The 24,343-nt window shown below is 70.8% G+C and carries 24 protein-coding genes, 2 tRNA genes and 1 riboswitch; of the genes, 11 read left to right on the top strand and 15 right to left on the bottom strand.

Annotated features, from left to right (window positions below):
- The 4 genes from IG54_RS38440 to IG54_RS0130750 form a co-directional block, all read left to right on the top strand.
- Positions 1-677: hypothetical protein (locus IG54_RS38440; protein WP_051820179.1), on the top strand; the 677-nt coding region annotated here is incomplete at its 5' end.
- A gap of 204 nt (positions 678-881) precedes the next feature.
- Positions 882-1,661, top strand: coding sequence for an HAD-IIA family hydrolase (locus IG54_RS0130740; protein WP_030791988.1), 780 nt, complete (start codon positions 882-884; stop codon positions 1,659-1,661).
- Positions 1,662-1,800: 139 nt separating this feature from the next.
- The gene (locus IG54_RS0130745) at positions 1,801-2,310 is read left to right on the top strand and encodes a hypothetical protein (protein ID WP_234336402.1); all 510 of its coding nucleotides are present in this window, start codon (positions 1,801-1,803) and stop codon (positions 2,308-2,310) included.
- A gap of 16 nt (positions 2,311-2,326) precedes the next feature.
- Positions 2,327-2,992 carry a class F sortase gene (locus IG54_RS0130750; RefSeq protein WP_030791992.1) on the top strand — a complete coding sequence of 222 codons (666 nt, stop codon included), beginning with the start codon at positions 2,327-2,329 and terminating at the stop codon, positions 2,990-2,992.
- Here IG54_RS0130750 and IG54_RS0130755 read toward each other — a convergent pair.
- Together IG54_RS0130755 and IG54_RS38445 are read right to left on the bottom strand one after the other, a co-directional pair.
- On the bottom strand, positions 2,973-3,755 hold the full coding sequence (locus tag IG54_RS0130755) for a CbtA family protein (protein ID WP_030791995.1): 783 nt from the start codon (positions 3,753-3,755) through the stop codon (positions 2,973-2,975). The genes IG54_RS0130750 and IG54_RS0130755 overlap by 20 nt on opposite strands.
- A gap of 23 nt (positions 3,756-3,778) precedes the next feature.
- Positions 3,779-4,000: a CbtB domain-containing protein gene (locus IG54_RS38445; protein WP_037898044.1), complete on the bottom strand. Its 222-nt coding sequence runs from the start codon at positions 3,998-4,000 to the stop codon at positions 3,779-3,781.
- 32 nt (positions 4,001-4,032) lie between these two features.
- Positions 4,033-4,156: riboswitch (cobalamin riboswitch) on the bottom strand.
- A gap of 387 nt (positions 4,157-4,543) precedes the next feature.
- Between IG54_RS38445 and IG54_RS0130765 the strand changes: the two genes are divergently transcribed.
- Positions 4,544-5,578 carry a glycoside hydrolase family 6 protein gene (locus tag IG54_RS0130765; RefSeq protein WP_030791997.1) on the top strand — a complete coding sequence of 345 codons (1,035 nt, stop codon included), beginning with the start codon at positions 4,544-4,546 and terminating at the stop codon, positions 5,576-5,578.
- A 57-nt stretch (positions 5,579-5,635) separates the two neighbouring features.
- On the opposite strand, the gene IG54_RS0130770 is transcribed toward IG54_RS0130765, so the two are convergent.
- From IG54_RS0130770 to IG54_RS0130785, 4 genes are all read right to left on the bottom strand, one after another.
- Positions 5,636-7,573, bottom strand: a complete 1,938-nt coding sequence (locus tag IG54_RS0130770; RefSeq protein ID WP_030792000.1) for a kelch motif-containing protein — start codon at positions 7,571-7,573, stop codon at positions 5,636-5,638.
- Positions 7,570-9,633: a glycosyltransferase family 2 protein gene (locus IG54_RS0130775; RefSeq protein WP_030792003.1), complete on the bottom strand. Its 2,064-nt coding sequence runs from the start codon at positions 9,631-9,633 to the stop codon at positions 7,570-7,572. Before IG54_RS0130775 ends, IG54_RS0130770 begins: the two co-directional genes overlap by 4 nt.
- 322 nt (positions 9,634-9,955) lie before the next feature.
- Complete coding sequence (locus IG54_RS0130780) at positions 9,956-10,648, bottom strand: FadR/GntR family transcriptional regulator (RefSeq protein ID WP_030792006.1); 693 nt, start codon at positions 10,646-10,648, stop codon at positions 9,956-9,958.
- A 124-nt stretch (positions 10,649-10,772) separates the two neighbouring features.
- A tRNA-Lys gene (locus IG54_RS0130785) sits at positions 10,773-10,846 on the bottom strand.
- Positions 10,847-11,075: 229 nt separating this feature from the next.
- Between IG54_RS0130785 and IG54_RS0130790 the strand changes: the two genes are divergently transcribed.
- The 6 genes from IG54_RS0130790 to IG54_RS0130815 all read left to right on the top strand — a co-directional run bounded on the left by IG54_RS0130790 (position 11,076) and on the right by IG54_RS0130815 (position 17,399).
- Positions 11,076-12,488: a peptidoglycan-binding protein gene (locus IG54_RS0130790; RefSeq protein WP_030792008.1), complete on the top strand. Its 1,413-nt coding sequence runs from the start codon at positions 11,076-11,078 to the stop codon at positions 12,486-12,488.
- Positions 12,489-12,665: 177 nt separating this feature from the next.
- Positions 12,666-13,973, top strand: coding sequence for an SPFH domain-containing protein (locus IG54_RS0130795; RefSeq protein ID WP_030792011.1), 1,308 nt, complete (start codon positions 12,666-12,668; stop codon positions 13,971-13,973).
- 332 nt (positions 13,974-14,305) lie between these two features.
- Positions 14,306-14,908, top strand: a complete 603-nt coding sequence (locus IG54_RS0130800) for a lytic polysaccharide monooxygenase auxiliary activity family 9 protein (RefSeq protein WP_030792014.1) — start codon at positions 14,306-14,308, stop codon at positions 14,906-14,908.
- 129 nt (positions 14,909-15,037) lie between these two features.
- Entirely contained in the window at positions 15,038-16,342 is a 1,305-nt protein-coding gene (locus IG54_RS0130805) for a sensor histidine kinase (protein WP_030792017.1), read from the top strand.
- Positions 16,306-16,980 (top strand): LuxR C-terminal-related transcriptional regulator, encoded by a 675-nt coding sequence (locus IG54_RS0130810; protein WP_234336403.1) that lies wholly within the window; start codon positions 16,306-16,308, stop codon positions 16,978-16,980. Before IG54_RS0130805 ends, IG54_RS0130810 begins: the two co-directional genes overlap by 37 nt.
- A 92-nt stretch (positions 16,981-17,072) precedes the next feature.
- Positions 17,073-17,399, top strand: coding sequence for a hypothetical protein (locus tag IG54_RS0130815; RefSeq protein WP_030792022.1), 327 nt, complete (start codon positions 17,073-17,075; stop codon positions 17,397-17,399).
- A 23-nt stretch (positions 17,400-17,422) separates the two neighbouring features.
- Here IG54_RS0130815 and IG54_RS0130820 read toward each other — a convergent pair whose 3' ends face one another.
- From IG54_RS0130820 to ehuB, 9 genes are all read right to left on the bottom strand, one after another.
- On the bottom strand, positions 17,423-18,067 hold the full coding sequence (locus IG54_RS0130820; RefSeq protein WP_030792025.1) for a response regulator transcription factor: 645 nt from the start codon (positions 18,065-18,067) through the stop codon (positions 17,423-17,425).
- Positions 18,058-19,203, bottom strand: coding sequence for a sensor histidine kinase (locus IG54_RS0130825; RefSeq protein ID WP_234336404.1), 1,146 nt, complete (start codon positions 19,201-19,203; stop codon positions 18,058-18,060). Before IG54_RS0130825 ends, IG54_RS0130820 begins: the two co-directional genes overlap by 10 nt.
- A gap of 22 nt (positions 19,204-19,225) precedes the next feature.
- On the bottom strand, positions 19,226-19,906 hold the full coding sequence (locus IG54_RS0130830; protein WP_030792030.1) for a DedA family protein: 681 nt from the start codon (positions 19,904-19,906) through the stop codon (positions 19,226-19,228).
- Positions 19,907-20,093: 187 nt separating this feature from the next.
- A tRNA-Lys gene (locus IG54_RS0130835) sits at positions 20,094-20,167 on the bottom strand.
- Positions 20,168-20,216: 49 nt separating this feature from the next.
- The gene (locus IG54_RS0130840) at positions 20,217-20,975 is read right to left on the bottom strand and encodes an IclR family transcriptional regulator (RefSeq protein ID WP_030792033.1); all 759 of its coding nucleotides are present in this window, start codon (positions 20,973-20,975) and stop codon (positions 20,217-20,219) included.
- Between the two features lie 147 nt (positions 20,976-21,122).
- A complete protein-coding gene (gene ehuA / locus IG54_RS0130845) occupies positions 21,123-21,893 on the bottom strand; it encodes an ectoine/hydroxyectoine ABC transporter ATP-binding protein EhuA (RefSeq protein WP_420712302.1) in 771 nt (256 codons plus the stop codon).
- Between the two features lie 34 nt (positions 21,894-21,927).
- Complete coding sequence (gene ehuD, locus IG54_RS0130850; RefSeq protein WP_030792039.1) at positions 21,928-22,575, bottom strand: ectoine/hydroxyectoine ABC transporter permease subunit EhuD; 648 nt, start codon at positions 22,573-22,575, stop codon at positions 21,928-21,930.
- On the bottom strand, positions 22,572-23,309 hold the full coding sequence (ehuC, locus tag IG54_RS0130855) for an ectoine/hydroxyectoine ABC transporter permease subunit EhuC (protein ID WP_078594721.1): 738 nt from the start codon (positions 23,307-23,309) through the stop codon (positions 22,572-22,574). Before ehuC ends, ehuD begins: the two co-directional genes overlap by 4 nt.
- Positions 23,306-24,238 (bottom strand): ectoine/hydroxyectoine ABC transporter substrate-binding protein EhuB, encoded by a 933-nt coding sequence (gene ehuB, locus IG54_RS0130860; protein WP_030792045.1) that lies wholly within the window; start codon positions 24,236-24,238, stop codon positions 23,306-23,308. Before ehuB ends, ehuC begins: the two co-directional genes overlap by 4 nt.
- Between the last annotated feature and the right edge of the window lie 105 nt (positions 24,239-24,343).

Genomic DNA, 24,343 nt, shown 5'->3' on the forward strand with positions numbered 1-24,343 from the left:
CCCCCCAGGCCCGTCAGCAACGCCAGCAGCGCCCCGCTCCCCTCGACCCGCCCACCTGCGCCACCGCCGACAGCGCCGCCTTCCCCATCGACACCCGGATCCACCAGGGCCCCGCCGCCTACCGTCCTGGCGCGGGGCCGCAGGACTGGGCGATCGACCTCACCAACGCCACCGGCGAGCCCTGCGCCGGCATCCATCCGATCCTCGTCCTCGTCGACCAGCGGCAGCCGCTGCGGTCGGAGCAGATCCGGCTGGAGTTCCACGACGGGACGCGCTGGCGGGCCGTGCCGTTCGAGGAGACCGACCAGGACGAGCACATCGGCGTCTTCGACGACGGCTTCCCCGGCTTCTCGGTCGGCCCCGGCAGGACCCTCACCGTCAAGGTCCGGCTCGCCTTCGCCGCCGGCACCCGGCCCACCCGCGTCGTGGCGTCCGCCGCGCTCGTGCAGCGCAGGGATGACGACGGCGAGTGGGTCGGCGATTCCAACGACTACGCCTTCGCCATCGCGCCCCACGCCCCCGAGAGGCCGCCCGGCACCGGCCGGCCCGAGCCGATCGAACAACTGGCGCAGACGGGCGGGGCCACCCTGCTCGGCCTGGGGGCCGTCGCCGGTAGCCTCCTCGTCGGCGGCGCAGCCCTCCTGACCCGCTACCGGCGTCTCCGCGCCGGCCGTTGACCCGCCTCGCCCCGGTCCTCGCCCCCGGCCGCCGAACCCGGACGTCTCCGAGAACCCGCGGACGTACGGGGAGGACTGGAAGTCCGCGACGGGCAGCCGACGGACCGATGGGGTCAAGATCACGGCTTCCTGTTTAGGGTGGGGGCGTCGGCACAGCGCTGTCCCGGCGCCCCAGCCAACCCGTTCACCGCAGGAGTGCACCCCATGGCAGAGCGCAAGCCCATCGAATCGTGGCTCACCGACATGGACGGCGTGCTGATCCACGAGGGCGTCCCGATCCCCGGTGCCGACGCGTTCATCAAGAAGCTGCGCGATTCCGGCAACCCCTTCCTGGTGCTCACCAACAACTCCATCTACACCGCGCGCGACCTCCAGGCCCGGCTGACCCGCATGGGCCTCGAAGTGCCCGTCGAGAACATCTGGACCTCCGCGCTCGCCACTGCCAAGTTCCTCGACGACCAGCGGCCCGGCGGCACGGCGTACGTCATCGGCGAGGCGGGCCTGACCACGGCCCTGCACGACATCGGATACGTCCTCACCGACCACGACCCGGACTACGTGGTCCTCGGCGAGACCCGTACGTACTCCTTCGAGGCCATGACCAAGGCCGTACGCCTCATCAACGGCGGCGCCCGCTTCATCTGCACCAACCCCGACGAGACCGGGCCCTCCACCGAGGGGCCGCTGCCCGCCACGGGAGCCGTCGCCGCCCTGATCACCAAGGCGACCGGCAAGAACCCCTACTTCGCCGGGAAGCCGAACCCTCTGATGATGCGGACGGGGCTGAACGCGATCGGGGCGCATTCGGAGACGAGCGCGATGATCGGCGACCGCATGGACACGGATGTCCTCGCCGGACTGGAGGCGGGGATGGAGACATTCCTGGTGCTCACGGGGCTCACGACCCGGCGGGACATCGACAAGTACCCGTTCCGCCCCTCCACCGTCGTGGACTCCATCGCCGACCTGGTGGACCGGGTCTAGGGCCTGTCCGGCGGATCATGCCGCGGGCCGCGGGGTCTGGCACGCCGATCTGCGGCGTTGTCGTCGGTTGTCAACGCTCCGCGTTGCCGCCCTCCTGTTCACGATGCGTATATGTTCCCTTGCTCTTCGTGGAGGTGCGGTGGCCCTCGTGCTGGCCGTCGCCGTACCCGTCGGGGGTGCGCGGGCCCATGAGGACGGGGCCGTGCGGGCCACCGTCACCCCGGGCGGCGCCGCGGCCGGGGCCACCGTGGAAGTGAGCGTCTCCGGGTGCGAGGGCACCACCGGGTCGGCCGGGGCGGGAGCCTTCGAGGGGGACGCCCAGCTCACCGCGGGTGGCGGCGGCAAGGACGCGCTGCACGGCAAGGCCAAGATCCGTGGCGGGGTCTCCGGGTCGTACGACGTCACCGTGGTCTGCGACGGCCACCCCCACCAGCGCGCCGGCACGGTCCGCGTGGTCCAGCGCAACCCGGAGCCGGTCGCACCGGTACGGGCAGGAGGCGGCGGCACCGCGCAGTTCACCTCGGTCGCGTCCGCGGGTGCCGACGAGGCGGGCCCCGGCACCCGGCACGCCGTGACCGGCCTGGTCCTCGCCGGGGTCGCGGCGGTCGCCGTCGCGGTCCGCAGCGTCCGCCGGCGCCGCTCCGAGTGACGGGCGCGGCGAGACGGTGTCCGACGGCGCACGCCCGACCGGGTCAGGGCGTCTGCTGACCGGCATCGCCTGGGTGGCCCTCCTGACGGGTCTCGGGCTGTGGGGCACCGAGACCGCGGAGCTGCGCGGCGGCATATCCGCGCCCGCGACCGGCGACGCGGCGGCGGTCGGCCGCCACCCCGGCGTCGAACTGCCGCCCGCGCACGAGCCGTTGCCCGCCGCGCGACCGCACCGCGTCGACGTGCCGTCCCTGGAGGTCAGGGCCCCCGTGGCGGCCCGCGGCCTGGACGCCGGGGGCGCGATCGACCCACCGCCGTACGCGCAGCCGGACACCGTCGGCTGGTACGGCGGCGGCACCCGCCCCGGAGCCCCGGGCGCGGCCCTCTTCGTCGGCCACGTCGACACGGAGACGAAACCCGCGGTCTTCTACGACCTCAGCGCGATGCGCCCCGGCGAGCGGATCGACGTGAGCCGCGACGACGGCACGGTCGCGCAGTTCACGGTCGACGACGTCCAGGTCGTCACCCGCGACCGCTTCGACGCGAAGAAGGCGTACGGCCCCCACGAGGAGGGCCGCGCCGAACTGCGCCTCATCACCTGCGGCGGCACCTTCGACAGGGCCGCCCGCGCCTACACGGCCAACGTGATCGTCTCGGCGTACCTCACGGGAGTGCGGCGGTAGAGGCCGGCGCCGTGGTGCGGGCCTCGGCCCTCGGGCCGAGCGCGGCGCGCAGGCCCAGCGCGCCGAAGACCGCCGCGAACACCGCCCACAGCAGCGCGTGCGAACCGAGCGACAGCATGCGGAAGTTCCACAGCAGCGTCGCGTCCACCGGGACCGGGTCCGGGTTGTCGGGGAGCAGGAACAGTGCCGCGAGGACGACGACCGCGGTGAGGGCCACCGCGAGGTGCCGCACCGGTTCGGGGCGCGCGGCCAGACGCACGTACACCTGGCGTACGAGGAACATGCCGAGGACGCCGATGACGACGGCGGCGAGCCACAGCGCCTGGCGGTCGCCGACGGTGCCCGCGTCGCCGACGCCCGGCGGGTTCGCCGGATAGCGCAGGCCGGGCAGGAGGGAGACGGCGAGGAAGGCCGCGGCGGAGAAGGCCAGCGCGCGCGGCCACGGCGTCGCCCGCGGATCGCGGCGGTGCACCGCCGCGTACGCGACGGCGAACAGGACGCCGAGGGCGAGCCCCGCGACGACCGCGGCCACCACCAGGCCGCTGTGCTGCGTGGAGCGGCTGAACAGCTCCTCGTGGTGCTGGGCGGCCAGCGGCGCGCCGTGCGCGTGCTCCTCGGCGGCCGAGCGCTTCTCCTCGGCGCGGATCGCGCGGTCCATCAGGGGCTCGGCGAGCAGCAGGGAGAAGAGGCCGGCCGCGAGGCCCGCCGCTCCTCCCGCCACCAGACCGCGTCCGAGCAGGGGGAGTACGGGGGATGAGTGCATGGTGCTGATGTCCGTCCGCCCGGTCAGTGGCACGGGGCGCCGAAGAGGTGCCGGCCGTCGTGTGCGAACTCGTGGAGGTAGTCGCCGGTGGCCGAGATCAGCGTGCCGTTGTCGAGGAACACGGCGTACAGCGCGACGAGCGCGAGGATCGCGGCGGCGGACGCGATCAGCCAGTCGCGGGTCTGGGTCACGGCGGCCTGGCTCGCCGTGGTGTCGGTGTGCGGAGCTGCGGAGTGCAGGGACATACCGGTGGGCCTCCTTCTGGGGTTTCCACGCCCCATGGCAGGAGGACGACGGTTCAGTTCCTGACTTCCGCGCACGCCGGTCGCGTACGGGTCACAGTGGCGGGACCGCCCCGGATTCGCACCGGGTTCCTGTCAACCGTCGCCTCGATGTATGGACTTGTCGTCCCGGAGAGTCCCAGCACGTCAGGGGGGCTGTCAACACCCCTCGGCGGCCCCACGGTACGGGCCCGGCCCGCTGCGTCCCACTCGGTGGCCCGGCTCGGCGCATCCGGCCCGGTCGGCGGCCCGCTCCCCCCGAAGCCGCCGATCGGGCCGGTTCCTCGACCGCGTGCGCACGAGCTGCGGGAGGAACCCGGCGCCGACGCGGGAGGTTCACAGGCCATCCCGCGCGTAGGGGGAATGGCTGCGAAGGCCGGGGGCTTGGGCCGTACAACAGACTCTAGGACGAATGAGCGTCCCCAGGAAGACGTGGTCCGGCCTCGCCGAAACGTCCTGGGCGTATGTCAGGATTGATATCCGGACAGTGCACCCAAGGGGGAGTGGATGTACCGCAAAGGCACCGGCCGCGGGCATGGTTTCGCGGTCAGGGGGGCGAGGACGGGAGTGGCGCTCGCGGGGGCCGCGCTGCTCCTTTCCGGGTGCTCCTCCTCCGGTGGTGACACGGAGGACGGCGCATCGGGTCAGCCGGTGAAGCAGCAGCCCAAGGACCGGAACCCGTACTGGGTCAACCCGGAGGGGAACGCGGCCAAACAGGTCGCCGCCTATGAGAAGGACGGCAGGAAGGACGACGCCGAGCTGATCCGGAAGATCGCGGAGCAGCCGGTCCCCGAGTGGATCGTCCCGGAGAACGCGGAGGACCAGGCGCGCGGTTTCACCCAGGCCGCGCAGAAGGCCGACCGTGACGCCCTGTTGGTCCTCTACAACATCCCGCACCGCGACTGCGGCCAGTACTCGGGCGGCGGCGCGGCCGACGGCAACGCGTACCGGGCGTTCGTCGACCAGGTCGCCAAGGGCATCGGCGACCGCCGCACCACGGTGATCCTGGAGCCGGACGCGGTGCTCCACATGGTGGACAACTGCACGCCCGAACAGTTCCACGAGGAGCGGTACGACCTGCTCAAGGGCGCCATCGAGAAGCTCAAGTCCCTGAAGAACACCAAGGTGTACCTGGACGCGGGCAACGCGGGCTGGCAGAACCCCGACTCGCTCTGGGAGCCCCTGAAGCGCTCCGGCGTCGAGCAGGCCGACGGCTTCTCGGTGAACGTCTCGAACTTCCAGACCACCGAGGCCAGTACGGAGTTCGGCAAGAAGCTCTCGGCGAAGATCGGCAACAAGCCGTTCGTCATCGACACCGGGCGCAACGGCAACGGCGCGTACACCAAGGGCAAGGACCCCTGGTGCAACCCGCCGGGCCGGGCGCTCGGCGAGACGCCCACGACCAGGACGGACGATCCGCTGGTCGACGCGTATCTCTGGGTCAAGCGCCCGGGCGAGTCCGACGGCACGTGCCGGGGCGGCCCGAAGGCCGGCGAGTGGTGGCCCGAGTACGCGTTGGGCCTCGCCAAGAACGCGGGCTAGCCGGACGAGCCGGGGACGCCCCTTACGGGGCTGTCCCTACGGCTTACGGGGCTGTCCTTACGGCACGTGGACCCAGCGGGCCTCGCTGGGGGTGCCCTGGTCGTCCGTGACGAAGAGCATGTACCACCCCGACTCGACCAGGCTCCGGTTCTTCGGGACCGTCACGGTGACGGAACCCTTCTCCTTCTTCAGGTCGAGCGCGATCGACGTCTGGTCGATGTCCGTGACGTGCGTGGACGCGCTCGGCCGGATGAGGCGGGCCGCCTTGATGGCCGAGGAGTGCTTGGTCGGGAAGGTCCCCGACTCGCCCCGCTCGATGGTCTTCGGGCCCTTGCCGAGCGCCGGCCGCGAGCCGTGGAAGAGGTACGGCGGCGTGTAGATCTCGATGCGCTGCTCGAACACGCCCGGCTTGGTGTTGGCCTTGTCGGCGTAGAGCGAGTCGGAGCCGAAGAACATCACGCGGCCGTCGGGCAGCAGGATGGACCCGGAGTGGTAGTTGCGGCCCACCTCGGGGTCGGCCACCCGCCGCATGTCGCCCGTCTTGGCGTCGTAGATCCGCGCCTGGTGGATGTTGGAGTCGCTGCGCCCGCGGTAGTCCTCGGAGCCGCCGGAGATCAGCACGGTGTCGTCCGGCAGCGTCGAGATCTGCGGATAGCGGGTGCCCTTCTCCAGCGGGGGGCCGTCGACGAACCTCGGCTCGTCCGCCTTCAGGTCGACGATGCGGGTCTTCTCGCTGGACTGCTTGGACTCGCCGACCCCGCCGCCGCCGACCACCATGTACTTCTGGTCCTGGGCGGGCGGCAGCTCGACCGTGCCGGACGTCTCCAGGAGCTTCTGGTCGCTCAGGCCCGGGATGCCCTGCCACTTGTTGGTTTTGAGATCCCAGATGCCTGGCTTGCGGCCCACGTCGTCGGGGCCGTAGCCCGCGTTCGAACCGGAGTAGAAGAGCTTGCCGTCGGCCATCTGGAAGATCGCCGGATACGTCGGGAACTGGCGGATCCCCTTCGTGTACGTCCACTTCTTCGTCTTCGGGTCGTACACCTCGTTCTTGCCCGGCACCAGCTGGCCGATCTCGTCCAGGCCCGAGGTGGAGAGGATCCTGCCGTCGGTGAGCGTGGTCAGCGTGGGGTACCAGCGCGCCTCGTTCATCGGGTCGACCTTGATGTACCGCTCGGCGACCGGGTCGAACTCGAAGCTGTCCTTGATCCCCTGGAAGTCCTTCTTGTCCAGGGCGAGCTTCTGCGCCATGCCGTAGACGTTGCGGGTGTCGGAGCCCTTCAGGCCCTGGACGCGGTAGTTGTCCTGGGTGCCCGTCTCGTACTTGGCGCCGCTCTTGGCCGCCTCCACGTAGACACGGCCGAGGCCCGCTTCAGTGCGCAGGAACCGGCCGGTCCGCTTGTCGAAGACCTTCTTCGCCTTCTCCACCAGGACGCTGTCCTGGGAGACGAACGTCTTGCCGTTCTTCTTGCCCGTGAACTTCGTGCCCGCCGGGATCGTCTTCGGCTCGTCCGGGTCCTCGTTGTGGACGATCATCAGGCCGCCGGCCTTGGTGATGTCGCCCTTCAGCTTCTCGTAGCGCTGGGTGCCGCCCGCGATGAGCAGATTGCCGTTGCCCAGCTGGGTGTGGCCCGTGCAGAACAGGTCGGTGGGCGTCGGGATCTTCTTGATGGTCCCCTTCACCGGGTCCCACAGGCGGGTGTCGAACTTCTTCTTGTCGAAGTTCTTCTGGTTGTTGCCCGACCCGGCGACCAGCAGCACCTTGCCCGTGTGCAGGAGCGCCGCGTGGATCGTGTTCTGGCGGTACTCCTCGGGGAAGTCGATGACTTGCCAGTGGCCGTTGTCCGCCTTGTACTCCGGCCTGTTGATCTTGTAGTCGTGGTACTTCTCGGAGCCCACGCGCCACAGCCACGGTCCGTTCATCCCCGCCAGCGCGAGGACGACCGCCGCGCCTATCGCGATGCGGCGGGCGCGGCGGCGGCTGGAACGGTCGTTCATTTCTTACGTCCCCCAAGGGAAATCTGCATGGTCTGATCGGGCGCCGCCGCCCAGCTGGGCTTGTGCTGCGGGGCATGCGGTGCGTGCGGGGCATGCGGTGCGTGCGGGGCATGCGGTGCGTGCGGGGCATGCGGTGCGTGCGGCGCGTGTGACGCGTGCGGCAGTGGCGCCGTGGCGTCACGCTGGTGGGGAACCACCACGTCCGGCACCGGCGGCTTGGGCTTCTTCCTGTCCTGGCGCATGCCCCAGCGCCACGCGAAGATCGGCGCCGCCGTGATCAGCAGGGCGAACGTCGCCCAGGTGATCATCGCGGGGTGGGCATGGTCGTACACGAAGGCGGCGGCCATCGAGCCGCCGAAGACCAGGATGAAGAACAGGTGGATCCGGAACGTCCCGAACAGCGTGTCCGGGCTCGCCGAGTCTCCCTTGGGCGTCACCACGAATTTGCTCTTGCGGCGCAGGGCGGCGTCGAGCAGTGAGCGCGCGTAGATCGGCGCCGAGAGCGCCGACATCACCATGCCCGCCACGCCGCCGGAACCCTCGGGCTCGTGCGGGGAGACGTTGTGCCGGCGGTTCCAGATGTAGAGGCCGATCTGGAGCGCGGAGGCGTTGCCGTACAGCATCAGCCAGATGGTCGGGTCGATGTTCACGCCGGACGCCCCGAGACCCAGGAACAGGGCGCAGCTCAGCGCGGCCAGGATCCAGTTCATGGCGGACATCGGGTAGAAGATGACCATCATCGTGTAGTTGAAGAGACGGCCGGGGGGCAGCGAGAACGGTGCCTTCCAGAACTGCTTGAGGATCGTCTCGTACGTCCCGCGCGACCAGCGCAGCTGCTGGGTGAAGAAGTCCGTCCAGGCGTTGGGGCCCTCGCCGACCGCGAGCACGTCCGGGGTGTAGACCGACTTCCACTTCTTGCCGGTCCCGGGGTTCGTCGCCCGGTGGATCTCGAAGCCCGTCGCCATGTCCTCGGTGATCGAGTCGTACAGACCGCCGATCTGCTTGAGGGCCTTGATGCGCACGGCGTTGCTCGTACCGACGAACATCGGCGCGCCGTAGGCGTTGCCCGCCCGCTGGATCAGCGCGTGGAAGAGGAACTGCTGCGACTCGGCGGCCTTGGTGACGAAGTTGTCGTAGTTGCCGTAGACCTGCGGGCCGATCACGAAGCCCACGTTCTCGTCCCGGAAGAAGCCGAGCATCCGCTCCAGGTAGTTCGGCATCGGGATGTGGTCGGTGTCCACGGAGGCGAAGTAGTCGTAGTCGTCGCCGTGCGCGTCCAGCCAGGCGTTGTAGTTGCCGTGCTTGGTCTTGGCGCGGTGCGGGCCCTTGGCCATGTTCCACTTCGCGACGCCCTTGCGGGAGAAGTGGTGGACGCCGAGCCGCAGGCAGACCTCCTTGACCTCCGGGTCGTCACCCTCGTCGAGGAGCCAGACGTGCATCAGACCGCGGTGACGGATCTTGACCGCGGCCTCCAGCGTCTTCGTCACCATCTCGATCGGCTCCTTGCCGGGCACGAACGAGGTGAGGAAGGCGACCCTGGTGCCGGTCTCGGGCACCACGGGTATCGGGTCACGGGCCACCAGCGTCGCGTGCGCGTTGGAGAGCACGTTCATACAGCGGAAGAACTCGATCAGGCCGATCGAGACGAGCATGACGACGTCGAGTACCGGCAGCCAGTCGTTCGCGACGTAGTCCCGCTCCGTCCAGTGCTCGGGCTGGAGCAGCCAGCCGAGCAGGACGAGTGAGAGCAGAGGGGCCGCGCCCAGCATCAGCGCGGCCCGTACCTTGTGCGGCTCCTGCGAGAGCAGTGAGCGGTACCGCACCTTGTAGGGCTTGCTCGGGTCGGGCTGGGTCAACGGACCGGCGAGGCGGCTGTAGTGCTCGTAGTCGTACCGCGGCAGGGTCTTCTTGATCCGGCGGAAACCGCCGGTCCGGTGCGAGGGCACCCGCAGCTGAGTCGTCTGGGACGGGTCGGCCGTCTGGGACGGGCCGGTCGTCTGGGACGGGCCGTTCATGTGTGACGGGTCGTTCTGCCGCGCGCCCGTCGGCGTCGACGCCATGAGTCATCCCCCCGCACGCGGTCGCCCGCGTGTTCGTAGGTCGTTCCGTCCGCCCCGGATCCCCCTCGACCCTCACGAACGCATCAGTGCCAGGTCACCGTCCCCTTAGACGTCGGACGGCAACCTTCCGGTTGCATGATGCCCCCCTCGACATCACTTCATGAACGGGGACCCCCATCCCTGCCCCGCCGCGGACCGCGCGAGCCCCCAACTGCCCGGAATCGTCCGCCTCATGAGAGCCACAGGCTCCAGGACAGGGTTCTACGCCCTACAGCATGATCGCAAGAGCGATACAAGGCGTTTACCGGTCATACGAGCGATTTTAGGTGTCTGTTGGGACAGGTGAGCCCAAACGCGTTCGAATATTGCCGAAGTGTTCCCGTATGGCCTGCTCGGCCCGCACGGCGTCGCCCGAGCGCACCGCCTCCAGGATCTCGCGGTGCTGGCGGCAGGTGACCTTGGGATCCTGCGGTACGTCCACCAGATCGGTGCGGACCTTGTGGAAGGCGTCCCAGAACGCCTCGAGGACCTCGCCGAGGAGGAGGTTGCCGAGGCCGCGGTAGAGCGCGGCGTGAAACGCGCGGTCGGTCTCGGCGCGCACGGCGCCGTCCGCGGAGGCGGCCTCGGCGTCCATGCGGTCCACCAGGGCGTCCAGCTCGGCGAGGTCGGCCTCCGGGACCCGGCCGGCGAGGCGCGCGATCAGCCCGGTCTCCACCGCTTCGCGCAGCTCCAGGAGCTGGAGCAGGCTGTCCTCGCCGCGGTAGTGGCCGGCGACGGTGCGGAAGGTGAGGCCCTCGATCATCGGCGCGACCGACATCGGACCGACGTACGTACCGAAACCGTGCCGGATCTCCACGATCCCCATGGCCTGGAGCGCCTTCAGCGCCTCCCGCACGGAGTTCCTGCTGACACCCAGGCGCTCCATCAGCTCTGGCTCGGTGGGGAGCGAGGCCCCGGAGGGCAGCCGGGAATCGATGATGAGCTTCTTGATCCGCTCCTGGATGTCGCGCGCCATGGCGCAACCGTAGTGGTACGTCGACCTTGCGTGAGCGTGACGAAGGGGCCTGTGCGAGTACGACGAAGGCCCCGAGTACGCACGACGAAGGCCCCCCGCGTGAACGGAGGGCCTTCGCTGTCTGTGCGCCGCCAGGGACTCGAACCCCGGACCCGCTGATTAAGAGTCAGCTGCTCTAACCAACTGAGCTAGCGGCGCGTGCTGACCTGGATAACTCTACCGGATGTCCGGGGGTGCCCCTGACCACCGAGCGCCGACCGGGGCGCCCGCCGGGCGCCGACCGGGCCTTGCGGGGCGCGCGCCGTGAGGTGCCGCGGGGGCCGGATACATCATTCGGACCGTCAACATGCGGTATCACCGGACAGTTGAGAAACTGACGGACGTGCAGATGCGCGGACTTTCTTTTCAGGGGTGTGAGGGGAATCGCATGGAGGACGCTCCGGTATTCGAGGAATTCGACCCCGAGAGCGACTGTGACTGCCCCGGCTGTATTCACTGGCGGCGCTCGATGGCGCACGCGCTGCCGTTGCGCCTCGGGGGCCATCCGGCGGCGCACGGCACGCGCCGCGCCCTGGTCCTCGCGGCGGCGGCCGGGACGGTGCTCGGCGGACAGAGCCTGCCGGCGGTGGCCGCGGGCGGTGTGGCGCCGGGTGGGGTTGCTTCTGCCGGGGTGGCTTCGGCTGGGGTGAATTCGTCCGGGGTGGCTTCGGGGGGAGTCGCTTCGGTCGAGGTGGGGGGCCATTCGGCGGCCCGGCGGGCCGATCCTCGCCCGGCGAGCGACGGGCCGGGCACGCCGCAGGGCAGCGCGAGCCCGCTGCACGGCGGCGCGGGCGTCCCGGCGGCCTCGACGTACCGCTCCATCACCCGGACGGCGATCATCGAGCGGGCCATGACGTGGATCACCGCGAAGGTGCCGTACAGCATGGAGAAGTACTGGACCGACGGTTACCGGCAGGACTGCTCGGGCTTTGTCTCGATGGCCTGGAACCTGTCCGGCAACGAATGGACGGGCAGCCTCGACAAGTACGGGGTGCCCATTACCAAGGACCAGCTGGAGCCCGGCGACATTCTCCTCTTCCATAATCCGGCTAACCCCACCAAGGGATCGCACGTGACGATTTTCGGGGGCTGGACGGACTCCACGCGCGCGCAATACATGGCGTACGAACAGGCTCCCCCGCATGCCCGCAAACAGGCGACTCCCTATCCCTACCGGGAGAATGCGGACCGCTATGTGGCCTATCGCTTCAAGGGAGTGGAGGACGCGCCCGTCGCCGGCTCGGGCTCCTCGGTGACGCGGTATCCGGGGGCGCGGTCCTTTGGCCCCGGGGCGAACAACAAGTACGTGACGCAGCTCGGCAAGGCCCTGATCGCCCGCGGCGGCAAGCGCTTCTACCGGACGGGCCCGGGACCGCTCTGGACGGACGCGGACCGCAGGGCCACACAGGCGTTCCAGCTGGCGCAGGGCTGGCGGGGCACCGCCGCGGACGGCCTGCCGGGCCCGACGACGTGGTCGTACCTGATGAAGGGGACGGGGCGGAACATCCCCCGGGCCGGCACGGGCCCCGGCGCGGGCCCTGCGACGGGCGCCGAACAGGGGGCGCCCGGCTACCCCGGCCGGGGTGTCTTCCGCCCCGGCCAGTCGCACCCGGCGATCGAGCGCCTCGGCAGACAACTGGTGAGGAAGGGTTTCGGCGAGCACTACGCGCGGGGCCCCGGCCCGCGCTGGACCGAGAGCGACCGCCGAAACGTGGAGGCGTTCCAGCGCGCCCAGGGCTGGCGGGGCGCGGCGGCGGACGGCTATCCGGGGCCGGAGACGTGGCGGCGGTTGTTCCGGTGAGGGGGTGGCTGGGTGTGGTGCGGGTGTGGGGGTGTGCGGGTGTGCGGGCGTGGGGGGCGCGGGGGTGGTGCACGAGTGAGATCGAGGCACGAGCGAGGCCGAGTCACGCATGAGACCGAGCCACGAATGAGACCAAGTTACGAATGAGGCGGAAGCACGAATGAGGCGGAGGCACGGATGAGTGCGACGGCAGCTTCACAGCCACAGTCCCCGCAGCCCGGCGGGGCGCCCGAGCCGGCCGCCGCGCGGCCGCCGCGGGTGATCCAGAGCGAGGCCACCACAGAGATCCCCGTCCACCTCCTCTTCCGTGACGACCCGGACGACGCGGCGGGCGTGCCCCTGCCGCCCGCCGTGGTGCGGCGCAGACAGGGCACGGGAGAGCAGCCCCGCGCGACGCAACGGCCCGCGACCGCTACCGGGCCCGCGACCGCACCCGCCGTGCTCGCCGCCCCCGCCGAGGCCGCGGCTCACCCCGTACCCGAAGTCGACCCCGCTCTCGTCGAGCGGGGGGCCCGGGTGCTGCCCGGCCTCGCCGGGGTGCTCGGCGGGTGCGTGGGCGCCGCCGGGTGTGCGCTCTCGCTGTGGTGGGCGGGGGCGCTGCCCGAGCCCTTGCTGCGGATGGCCGCGCCGCCCGGGTACGGGGTCGGGTACCCGTACGCGTACCCGGGCGCGTACGGGTACGGATACGGGGGTGTCGGGCTCGGAGCCGCCCAGTGGGCCTCGCTCGCCGCGTCGGGGGCGCTCGCCCTCTTCGGGTTCGGCGGGCTGGCGCGGGGGAGAGTCGGCAGGGCGTGGGTGCTCAGCCTCTTCGGCCGTTACCGCGGTACCGTCCGCCGCACCGGCCTCATGTGGGTGAACCCCCTCCTGCTGCGCCGCCGCGTCGACGTGCGCCTGCGGCACTGGAGGAGCGAGCCGATGCCCGTCGTGGACCGCGCGGGGGTCGCGCTCCGCGTCGTCGTCCTCGTCGTATGGCGGGTCAAGGACGCCGCGAAGGCGACGCTCGCGGTGGAGGACCACCAGGAGTATCTGCGGGAGTGCGTGGAGGCGACGACGGCCCGCGTGCTGTCGCGGCTGCCCGCCGACGCGTTCCACGACGACGCCCCCGGCACGGGCGACGCCCCCGGCACGGGCGCCGCCTCCACCCCGACCGACGCCCCCACCTTGCGCGACGCCGACGCCGTCGCCGCGGCCCTGACCCGGACGCTCGCGGCCGACGCGGAGGCGGTCGGTATCGAGGTCTTCTCGGCCCAGCCGACCCGCATCGAGTACGCGCCCGAGCTGGCCGCCGCGATGCAGCGCCGCCGGGTCGCGGCGCTCGACGCGCGGCACCGCGACACCGTCCTGACCTCCGTGGTCGACTCGGTCGAGGACACCGTGACGCGGCTGACCACGAGGGGCCTCGTGGAGCTGGACGACTACGAGCGCAAGGCGCTGGTGAAGGACCTGACGGTGGCGTTCTACACGGGCCACGGAGAGCACCGGTAGGCGCCGGTAAGCGCCGGGAGGTTTCAGCAAGCCCCGCCAAGGCCCCGGCACACCCCCGCAGGCCCCGGCACGGTTCCGGCAAGCTCCCGGCAAGGCCCCCGCAAGCCCCGGGTTCCGGCAAGGCCCCCGCGGGCCCCCGGCAAGGCCCCCAGCCCCCCGCAGGGCAGCCGCGCCCCACGGTGAACACCCGCCGAAACCCACCGGACGAGGCGGCGCGATCCCCTCCCCGCTTGGTATGGACATGTTCAACTAACGCCAATAATCTGAGACTTGGTCTAGACCGCAGTGCGCGCACGTCCCACGGAACCCCCACGTTCGGTCAGGAGCGGCACATGCGAAACAAGAAGATGTACGCGGCCATGGTCGGCCTCACCACGGTCGGCGCGTTCGCGCTCTCCGCCGGTGGCGCCAGCAGCCACGGTTACACGGATCTGCCGGCCAGCCGTCAGATCAACTGCGCCAAGGGTGTGGTGACCAACTGCGGTTCCATTCAGTACGAACCGCAGAGCGTCGAGGGCCCCAAGGGCTTCCCGGCGGGCGGCCCCGCGGACGGCAAGATCTGTTCGGCGGGCATAGCCGGCTTCAACCAGCTCAACTCACCCCGGACACCAGCAGGCGGGGCCTGGCCCACGACTTCGGTGAGCGGCGGCCAGAACTACACGTTCCGCTGGCAGTTCACCGCGCGCCACCGCACCACGGACTTCAAGTACTACATCACCAAGCAGGGTTGGGACGACAGCAAGCCGGTGACCAGGGCCGCTCTGGACACCACGCCGTTCCTCAGCGTTCCGTACAACAGTCAGCAGCCCCCCGCGACCCTCTCGCACAGCGGCACCATCCCCGGCGGGCGCAGCGGGCACCACGTGATCGTCGCGGTCTGGACGATCGCGGACACGGCGAACGCCTTCTACGCATGCTCGGACGTCAAATTCTGAGTGCTCTGCCAGGAGCTTCCCCCCCACCTCGCGGGCCCGCCCCGCGTACGCCGCGTGCGATCTCGCGGCGTACGCGGGGCGGGCGCCGGGCCCCTAAGTCGCTGTGCGGCGCGGCCTACCGTAGAAGCCATGCCCCAGCACAGCGTATGGACCGAGCTGCCACGGCGGCGGTATCTGAGAAGCGCCGCGCCGTGGCGAAGCGGCGCGTACCTGCTGGGCGGGGCCCTCCTCGGCGCCCTCACCCTGGTGGTGGGCCTCGCCCTGACCGCCGTGGGCGCCGCGCTCACCCTCGTACTAGTCGGGCTCCCCCTCCTCGCCGCCCTCCCCCTCACCGGCATCCCCGTCGCCGCCCTCGAACGCCGCCGCCTGCTGCTCGTCGACCCCGCCCCCGCCCCCTCCCCCCACCGCACCCCCAAAGCGCCCGGCATCCCGGCCTGGTTCCGGCTCCGCGTGAAAGAGCAGGCCACCTGGCGCGAACTCGCCTACACCCTCCTGTTCGCCCTCGTCCTGTGGCTCCTGGACCTCACCGTCCTGGCCTGCACCGTCGCCCTCCCCGCCCTCCTCGTCGCCGCCCCCGCCCACCTCGCCGCCGCCGGCGGTCCCGGCAACGGCATCCGCCCCGCCAAGCTGTGGCTCGTCGACACCTACCCGGCGGCCGGCGCCACCGCGCTCATCGGCCTGGCGCTGCTTCTCGTACTGGCCTACCCCCTCGGCGCCTACGCCGCCGGCCGCGCCGCGTTCGCCCGCCTCCTGCTCTCCCCGCGCGACTCCGAACTCGCCGCGGGTCTCGCCGAGGTCACCCGCTCCCGGGCCCGCCTCGTCGACGCCTTCGAGGCCGAACGGCGCCGTATCGAACGCGACTTGCACGACGGCGCGCAGCAACGGCTGGTCGCGCTCACGATGAGCCTGGGTCTCGCCCGACTCGACGCCGCCCCCGGCAGCGCCCTCGCCGACAGACTGGCCACCGCCCACGACGAGGCGGGCCGCGTCCTCGCCGAGCTGCGCGAGCTGATCCACGGCATCCACCCGCAGGTTCTCGCCGACTACGGCCTGGCCGCGGCCATCGAGGACGTGGCGGACCGCTGCCCCGTACCCGTGGAGACGGCCGGGGTCCGACTGCCGCGCCTGCCCGAAAGCGTGGAGTCCGCCGGGTACTTCGCCGTCCGCGAGGCACTCGCCAACGTCGGCAAGCACAGCGGCGCGACCCGGGTCCGCGTCACCGCCGCCCACACGGACGGCGTCCTGCGCGTCGACGTGTACGACGACGGCCGCGGCGGCGCCGACCCCGACCGCGGTACGGGTCTCACCGGCCTCGCCGACCGCCTCGCCGTCCTCGATGGCACACTGACGGTCACCAGCCCTCAGGGCGGCCCGACCACCCTGTCCGTGGAGATCCCGTGCGAACCCCGAGCCCAATCCGCCCCCGCAGCCTGAGAGTTGTCCTCGCCGAGGACAGTGTGCTGCTGCGCGAGGGGCTGATCGGTTTCCTCGGCCGCTTCGGGCACGAGACGGTCGCCGCGGTCGGCGACGCGGACGCGCTGCGGGACGCCGTGTCGGCGTACGAACCGGACATCGTCGTCACCGATGTGCGGATGCCGCCCGGTTTCCAGGACGAGGGGCTGCGGGCGGCGGTCGCGCTCAGGGCGACGCGGCCGACGCTGCCGGTACTCGTACTGAGCCAGTACGTGCAACGGTCGTACGCCGCCGAGCTGCTGGACACCGGCGACGGCACCGGCGTCGGCTATCTGCTCAAGGACCGCGTGGGACAGGTCGAGCAGTTCGTCGAGGGGCTCGTGCGGGTCGCGGCGGGAGGGACGGTCGTCGATCCGGAAGTCGTACGGCAGTTGCTGCGGCGGCGCCGTGATCCGCTGGAGCTGCTGACGCCGCGCGAGCGCGAGGTGCTCGCGCTGGTCGCCGAGGGCAAGTCGAACGCGGCGATCGCCGACGAACTGGTCATCTCGGAAGCGGCCGTGGGAAAGCACATCGGGAACGTCCTCGGGAAGCTGAACCTCCCCCCGGCGGCCGGAACCCACCGCAGAGTGCTCGCGGTCCTCGCCTATCTGCGGGGGTGAGGGGTCCATGGCGAACATCCGTGGCGAACATCCGTGGCGAACGAACACAAGTCCCCGGCCCCCGCTCGCGTGAGCGATTACGATCCACAACCATGAGCACGCCCGACCAGTCCGACGCACCGGTCCAGTCCGACCCCGCGGACCACGACACCCCGCCCCCCGGCCCCACCCCCGCCGCCCGCGCCCGCCGCGCCCGTATCGCGGCGGCCTCGCTGCTGATGGCCGCGGCGGCCGTGGTCCTCGCGCTGCGTCTGGCGAGCCGGTCGTCCGTGCTGGTCGTCGGGGTGTACGGGCTGCTGCTCATCCTGTGCGGCGGAGTGATCGAGCTGAGCCGCCGCGGCCGGACCAGGCTCGGCACCTGGCTCCTGGCCGCGGGGCTCGCGGCGGCGCTGGTCATGGACGGGGTCGTACTGTCGTAGCCGCTCGCGCCGCCCGACCCCCCTCAGGACTCCAAGTACCGCAGAACCGCCAGCACCCGCCTGCTGTACCCCTCGGTGCGGGAGAGCCCCAGCTTGTCGAAGATCGCGTTGAGGTTCTTCTCCACCGCGCTCAGCGAGATGTGCAGTTTGTGTCCGATCGCCGCGTTGGTGTGGCCCTCCGCGAGTGCCTCTAGGACGGTTCGTTCGCGGGGGGTGAGGCGGGTCAGCGGGTCGCTGTGCGTGGTGCGGATCAGCAACTGCCGTACGACCTCGGGGTCGATGGCGGCACCGCCCGCGTGCACCCGCTCCAGCGCCTCCAGGAACTCCTCGACCTGCGCGACCCGGTCCTTGAGGAGGTAGCCGACCCGCTCGGCGCTCGAAGTGAGCAGCTGGGTCGCGTAGTTGCGCTCCACGTACTGGGAGAGGACGAGTACGCCGATCTCGGGGCGCCGCTCGCGGATCCGCACCGCGGCGCGCAGGCCCTCGTCGGTGTGGTCCGGCGGCATGCGGATGTCGGTGACGACGACGTCCGGGGTCCTCGCCTCGACCTCCGCGAGCAGCGCTTCGGCGTCGCCCACGGCGGCGAGCACCTCGTGGCCCTCCTCCGCGAGCAGCCGGACCAGGCCCTCCCGCAGCAGGGTCGAGTCCTCGGCGAGGATTACGCGCACGGCAGCTCCGCGGTGATGGTGGTGGGTCCCCCGAGGGGGCTGTCGACGCGCAGTGTGCCGTCGAGCGCGGCGACCCGGCCGCGCAGCCCGGTCAGGCCGCTGCCGGCGGGATCGGCGCCGCCGGTTCCGCTGTCTTGGACGAGCACGGTCAGGCGGCCCCCGCTCGCGGTCACGCGCACGGAGATCTCCTCCGCCGATGAGTGCTTGGCGGCGTTGGTCACGGCCTCCGACACGACGAAGTAGGCGGCGGTCTCGACGGCGGACGGCAGCGGATCCGGTACGTCGTACTCCATGCGTACGGGAAGGGCGCACCGCTCCGACACGCCGCCCAGTGCCTCGCGCAGGCCGAGGTGGTCGAGGGCGCTGGGGTAGACGCGCCAGGCCACTTCGCGCAGTTCGGTGAGGACTTCCCGGGCTTCCTTGTGGGCCTGTTCCAGGAGGGCGTCGGCCCGTTCCGGAGTGCGGCCGCGGCGGGCCCGGCCGAGCAGCATGGCGAGGGCGACGAGCCGTTGCTGGACGCCGTCGTGCAGGTCGCGCTCGACGCGGCGCCGCTCGTCGTCGACGGCCCGGACGACGGCGGCGCGGCTGGTGGCCAGTTCGTCGATACGCCGCTGCATCAGCTCCCGCTCGGAGGGGCCGAAGCACTCGCGGGCGAGCCGGGCGTCCTGGTCGGTGAGCGCGCGCAGCCCCTGCACGGCGAGGAAGAGCAGGGTGCCGCCGAGGACGACCTGGCTGACGACGTCCACCCAGGTCATCGAGGAGTGGGTGGCGAGCGAGACCGCGAAGATCCCCGCGAGGACCGCGCCGAAGTCGACGAGGCCGACCACGACACCGCAGAGCAGCCCGGAGTACGTACGGGCCGCGAGGTAGCGCAGGATCTGCTGGTCGGAGGCGTGGTGCTCGGGGAACGTGTCGTGGAAGAAGACGGACCGCCGCCGCCGCTCCAGACCGGTGAGCCTGCGCGCGCCCGAGGCGAGCAGCGCGTGGGCGCGGCCCCGGGTGGACGGCGAGAGCAGGAAGGCGCCGAGGGCGGTGCCGGCGACGAGGAAGTAGAGGAGGCCGAGCAGGGCGGTGAGGCAGCCGATGAGGACGCCGAGGACCCTCAGCAGGAACGGGGCGGCCACGGGTTCCTTCACGCCGTCCGACATTAGCCGACCCCTATCCGGCGCGGCGGTGGCGGGCCTCGGCGTCCGCTCGGGGCCGGTTCCGTGACCTCACCCGCACCACCACGTACACCGCGATCGCCACGACGACGAGCACCAGGACGGCCTTGGAGAGGAGCCCCACATACGTCTCGACCGCGTCCCACTGGTCGCCCAGCCAGTAGCCGGCCATGACGAGCACGGAGTTCCAGATCAGGCTGCCGAGCGTGGTCAGGGCGAGGAAGACCGGCAGCCGCATCCGCTCCACACCGGCGGGTACGGAGATCAGGCTCCGGAAGATCGGCACCATCCGGCCGAGGAGGACGGCCTTGGTGCCGTGCTTGGCGAACCACGCCTCGGTGCGCTCCAGGTCGGACGCCTTGACCAGCGGCAGCTTGCCCCACAGGGTGTGCATGCGCTCGCGCCCGAAGAGGACGCCGATGCCGTAGAGGGCGGCCGCGCCCACCACCGAGCCGAGGGTGGTCCAGAACAGCGCGGAGAACAGGCTGATCACGCCCTGCCCGGCGGCGAAGCCGGTCAGCGGCAGGATCACCTCGCTGGGCAGGGGCGGGAAGAGGTTCTCCAGGGCGATGGCGAGTCCGGCGCCGGGGCCGCCGAGGGTGTCGACGAGGTCGGCGGCCCAGCCCGCGATGCCGTCCGCGGGTTCCTGGGGGAGCGCGAGAGTCATGAGGTCCATGGAGGAAACGCTAGAAAGTGCAGGTCAGCGGCGGTATGGGGGTTGCCGTTGAGATGGGGTGCGGTTTTCCGCACCCCCGAGGTGCGGTCGTACGCAGGCCAGGGCGCGGTGATACGCACCCCGAGGCACCGTCATACGCGAAAGGGCGTCCCCGGAAGACCGGGAACGCCCTTTCGGCATTCGCAAGTGCGCCGCCAGGGACTCGAACCCCGGACCCGCTGATTAAGAGTCAGCTGCTCTAACCAACTGAGCTAGCGGCGCCTGCTGACTCGTAAATAATACCTGGTCCCGAAGGGTGCTTCGAACCGGACTAGATCGCGAGGGACAGCAGTACCCGGCCCGCCCCGCGATTCAAGGTGTCCGCCGCCTCCCGCAGCCGGTGCGCGTGCTCCACCGGCAGGGACAGCGCGAGGCACCCGACCGAGGAACCGGCGGTGATCGGGACGGCCGCGCAGACCGTGCCGACCGCGTACTCCTGGAGGTCGAGGACCGGGACCGTGGCGGGCTGGGCCGCGAGGCGGTTGAGCAGGACGCGTTCGTTGGTGATCGTGCGCGAGGTGAGGCGGGCCATCTTGTGGCGGGCGAGGTGGTCGCGGCGGCCGCTCACGTCGAGCTGGGTGAGCAGGCTCTTGCCGATGGCGCTGGCGTGGGCGGAGGAGCGGAAGTCCACCCATTCGTTGACCGCGGGGGTGCGGGGCCCGGCGGCGAAGTCGGTGACGCGGACCTCGCCGTCCACATAGCGGCTGATGTAGACCGCGGCGCCGATGGAGTCGCGCAGACCGTCCAGGGTGCGCTGGAGCTTCTCGCGCAGCGCCTCGTCGCGGTGGTGGGCCGAGCCGAGGCGGCTCAGGGACTCCCCGGCGGTGTACGTGCCGTCGGCGGTCTGCTCGATGTACCCCTCGCGGAGCAGCATGCGGAGCAGGGGTGCGAGGCGGGTCGCGGGCAGGCGGGCCTCGCGGGCGAGTCCGGCGGTGGTGACGCCCGAGCCGTGCCGGGTGACGGTTTCGAGCACCCGCAGGGCGCTCTGGACGGAGTCGTGCGGCGTGGTCGCCTTGTGCTTCAACGCCACGGCTTCCCCCTGCGTGGAACGGTTCCGGACAGTCGGGCTCGCCCCACGATAGCCGTCAAGTGGTGTATAGGGAGAGGATGTTGACCACATTGGTGGCGCGCTCCGGCCGCTGTCAGCAGGAACGCGCCACCTTGGCATATGCCGGTGTCACAGCACCGCGCTGAGGAACTCCCGGGTCCGCTCGTGCTCGGGCTCGGTGAAGATCTTCTCCGGGGAGCCGGACTCGATGACCCGGCCCGAATCGAACATGAGCACTTGGTCCGAGATGTCCCGGGCGAAGTTCATCTCGTGGGTCACGCAGAGCATCGTGATGTCCGTGGTGTGCGCGATGTCGCGGAGCACGTCCAGGACGCCCGCCACCAGCTCCGGGTCGAGCGCGGAGGTCACCTCGTCGAGCAGCAGGATCTGCGGCCGCATCGCCAGGGCGCGCGCGATGGCCACCCGCTGCTGCTGGCCGCCCGAGAGCTGCGAGGGGTACGCGTCGCAGCGGTCGCCGAGGCCGACCAGGTCGAGCAGCTCGCGGCCGCGCTGCTCCGCCTCGTCCTTGGACAGGCCGAGGACGCTGACGGGCGCCTCGGTGATGTTCCTGAGCACCTTCATGTTCGGGAAGAGGTTGAACTGCTGGAAGACCATCCCGATGTTCTTGCGGACCTCGCGTACGTGCTTCTCGCCGGCCGGGACGAGCTTGCCGTTCCGCTCCTCGTGCGTGAGGTAGTCGGCGCCCACCTTGATGGTGCCCTCGTCGGGCTTCACCAGCGTCATGAGCAGCCGCAGGATCGTGGTCTTCCCGGAGCCGGAGGGGCCGATCAGCGTCACGTGCTTACCGGAGGCGACGGAGAAGTCCAGCTCGTCCAGGACGGTGTTCGAGCCGTAGCGCTTGACGACCTTGTCGAAGCGGATCAGCTCGCTGCCGTCCACGGCCGGGTTGGGGATTTCCTGGGAAGTGCTGCTGTCAGCGGACAAGGCGACGCTCCAAAACTCGCAGAAGAAGAGAGGCCGGGTAGGCGATGACGATGAAGGCGGCGCCGACCACGCTGATCGCCTCGTAGGTGAAGGTCGCCTGGCTGTAGCCCTGGGCCTGGCCCAGCATGTCGAGGGCGCCGATGGCGGCCATCTGCGGCGACTCCTTGAGCATGACGATCACGTAGTTGCCGAGCGCGGGGATCACCCGGCGCACCGCCTGCGGCAGGATCACGGCCGTCCAGGTGCGGCGCTTGGAGAGGCTGAGCGCGGTCGCCGCCTCCCACTGCCCGGCGGGTACGCCGTCGATGCCGGTCCGGTAGACCTCCGAGGTGTACGTCGAGTAGTGCAGCCCGAGCCCGACGATGCCCGTGGTGAGCGGGGACATCGAGGGGCCCCACTCGGGCACCACGTAGAACAGGAAGAACAGCTGCACCAGGAGCGGGGTGTTCCGGATGAACTCGGTGACCACCGTGACCGGCCAGCGGATCCACTTCTTCTCCGAGCGCTGGGCGATCGCCCAGACCAGGCCCAGGGAGAAGGCGATCAGGGTGCCGAAGAACAGCGCCTTGAGGGTGAGTTCCACACCGTCCCAGAAGAGCGGCATGAAGTCGTCGACGTGCGACCAGTTCCAGTTCACTTCGCGGCCCCCGTACCCGCGACGGCGTCGATCGACGACGTGGCGCGCATGCCGCCGAACAGACCCGTCTTCGTCGCGGGTGCCTGCCCGACCCGCTTCTTGGCGTGCCGCTCCAGGAGCCGCATGCCGCGCGTGAGGATGAACGCGAAGACGAAGTACAGGGCGAGCAGCAGCGTGTAGATCGGGGCGCTCTCGTTCTTGACGAGGCGCAGCAGGTCACCGGCGAAGGTCATGTCGCCCACCGCGATGAGGGAGACCAGCGACGTGCCCTTGAGCAGCTCGATGAGCAGGTTGTTGAACGGCGGGATCATCTCCGGCCAGGCCTGCGGCAGTTCGATGCGGCGCAGTCGCTGCGCCGGGGTGAAGTTCAGGGCGATGCCCGCCTCGCGCTGCGCGGGCGGCACCGCGGCGAGCGCACCGCGCACGATCTCGGACGCGTACGCCCCGTAGGTGATGCCGAGCGCGAGCACGCCCGCGAACATCGGCTGGAAGCTGATGTTGAAGACCGGCGGCACGGTGAACGCGATCCAGAACATGAAGACCAGCGACGACGTGCTGCGGAATATCTCGAAGTAGGCCCCGGCGAGGAACCGCACGATCCAGAGCCGGTTCGTGCGCAGCACGCCGATCGGGAAGGCGATCACGAAGGCGAGGGCCGCGCTGAGGAGGGTGACCTGGACGGTGATCCAGATGCCGGGCAGGAACCAGTTCCCGAAGAACTCCGACGACATCATGAGGAGTGGCCCTTCGCAGGGGGGCACAGTTTCCGCACGGTCAGATCCGTCATCTCCGCCTCCGTGAATCCGAACGGCTTCACGATCCGCAGGAGTTCGCCGCTCCTCTTGAGCTTGTGCAGCTCCTTGTTGAAGGCGTCCCGCAGGTTCTTCTCGGACAGCCGGAAGGCGAAGCCGCCCGCGCCGTAGGCCGGTTTGCCGTCGACCTCGGGCTGGAAGGGCTTCGTCGCCTCGACCCGCGGGTTCTTCTTGATCACCGTGCGTACGGTGACGTTGGTGCCCGCGAAGGCGTCGACGCGGCCCTGGGCGACGGCGTCGAGCCCCGCCACCTGGTCGGGCAGGACGAGTACGTCCTTCACCCCCGCGGCCTTGGCGTAGTCGATCTCCGCGTACGCGGTGCCGCTCGCCAGCTTCAGGCCCTTCTTGACGATGTCGGCGTAGCCCTTGATGCCGTGCGGGTTGCCCTTTTTCACGATGAAGGAGTCGAGCATGAGGTAGTCGGGATCGGAGAAGAGGACCTGCTCGCACCGCGTCGGGTTGATGTACATGCCCGCCGACACGACGTCGAACTGACGCGCCTGCGTCAGGCCGGGGATCAGCGCGCCGAACTTCGTGGGCACCGCCTTGACCTCGGGCACGCCGAGGCGGGGGAAGATGACCTTGGCGATGGCCGGCGCCTCCCCGGTGACCTCGCCGTTCTCGTCGATGTATCCGAACGGGACCTCGCCCGCGACACCGATCCTGACCGTGCCGCTGTCGCGCAGGCGGTCCAGCAGATCGCCCCCCTCGACCTTCCCCTCCTCCGGGACCCGGCTGCATGCCGAGACCCCGAGCGCGCCGAAAGTCGCCCCGCCCGCTCCGGTGAGCAGGGCGCGGCGGCGAACCGCTCTGCCAGTGAATCCCTCGTTGTTCCCAAGTGGTGGAGCCATGGGCGCGCGGCTACCCGACTCGACGCGAGATATGCCGGTGAATTCCAGCCCCTGATGCGATCGTTGTGGTCTTGACCCAGAGCGGAGCACCGGGAGGAGCATGGG

It is taken from the genome of Streptomyces sp. NRRL S-920 (genome assembly GCF_000717945.1).
Lineage (GTDB): Bacteria > Actinomycetota > Actinomycetes > Streptomycetales > Streptomycetaceae > Streptomyces > Streptomyces alboniger.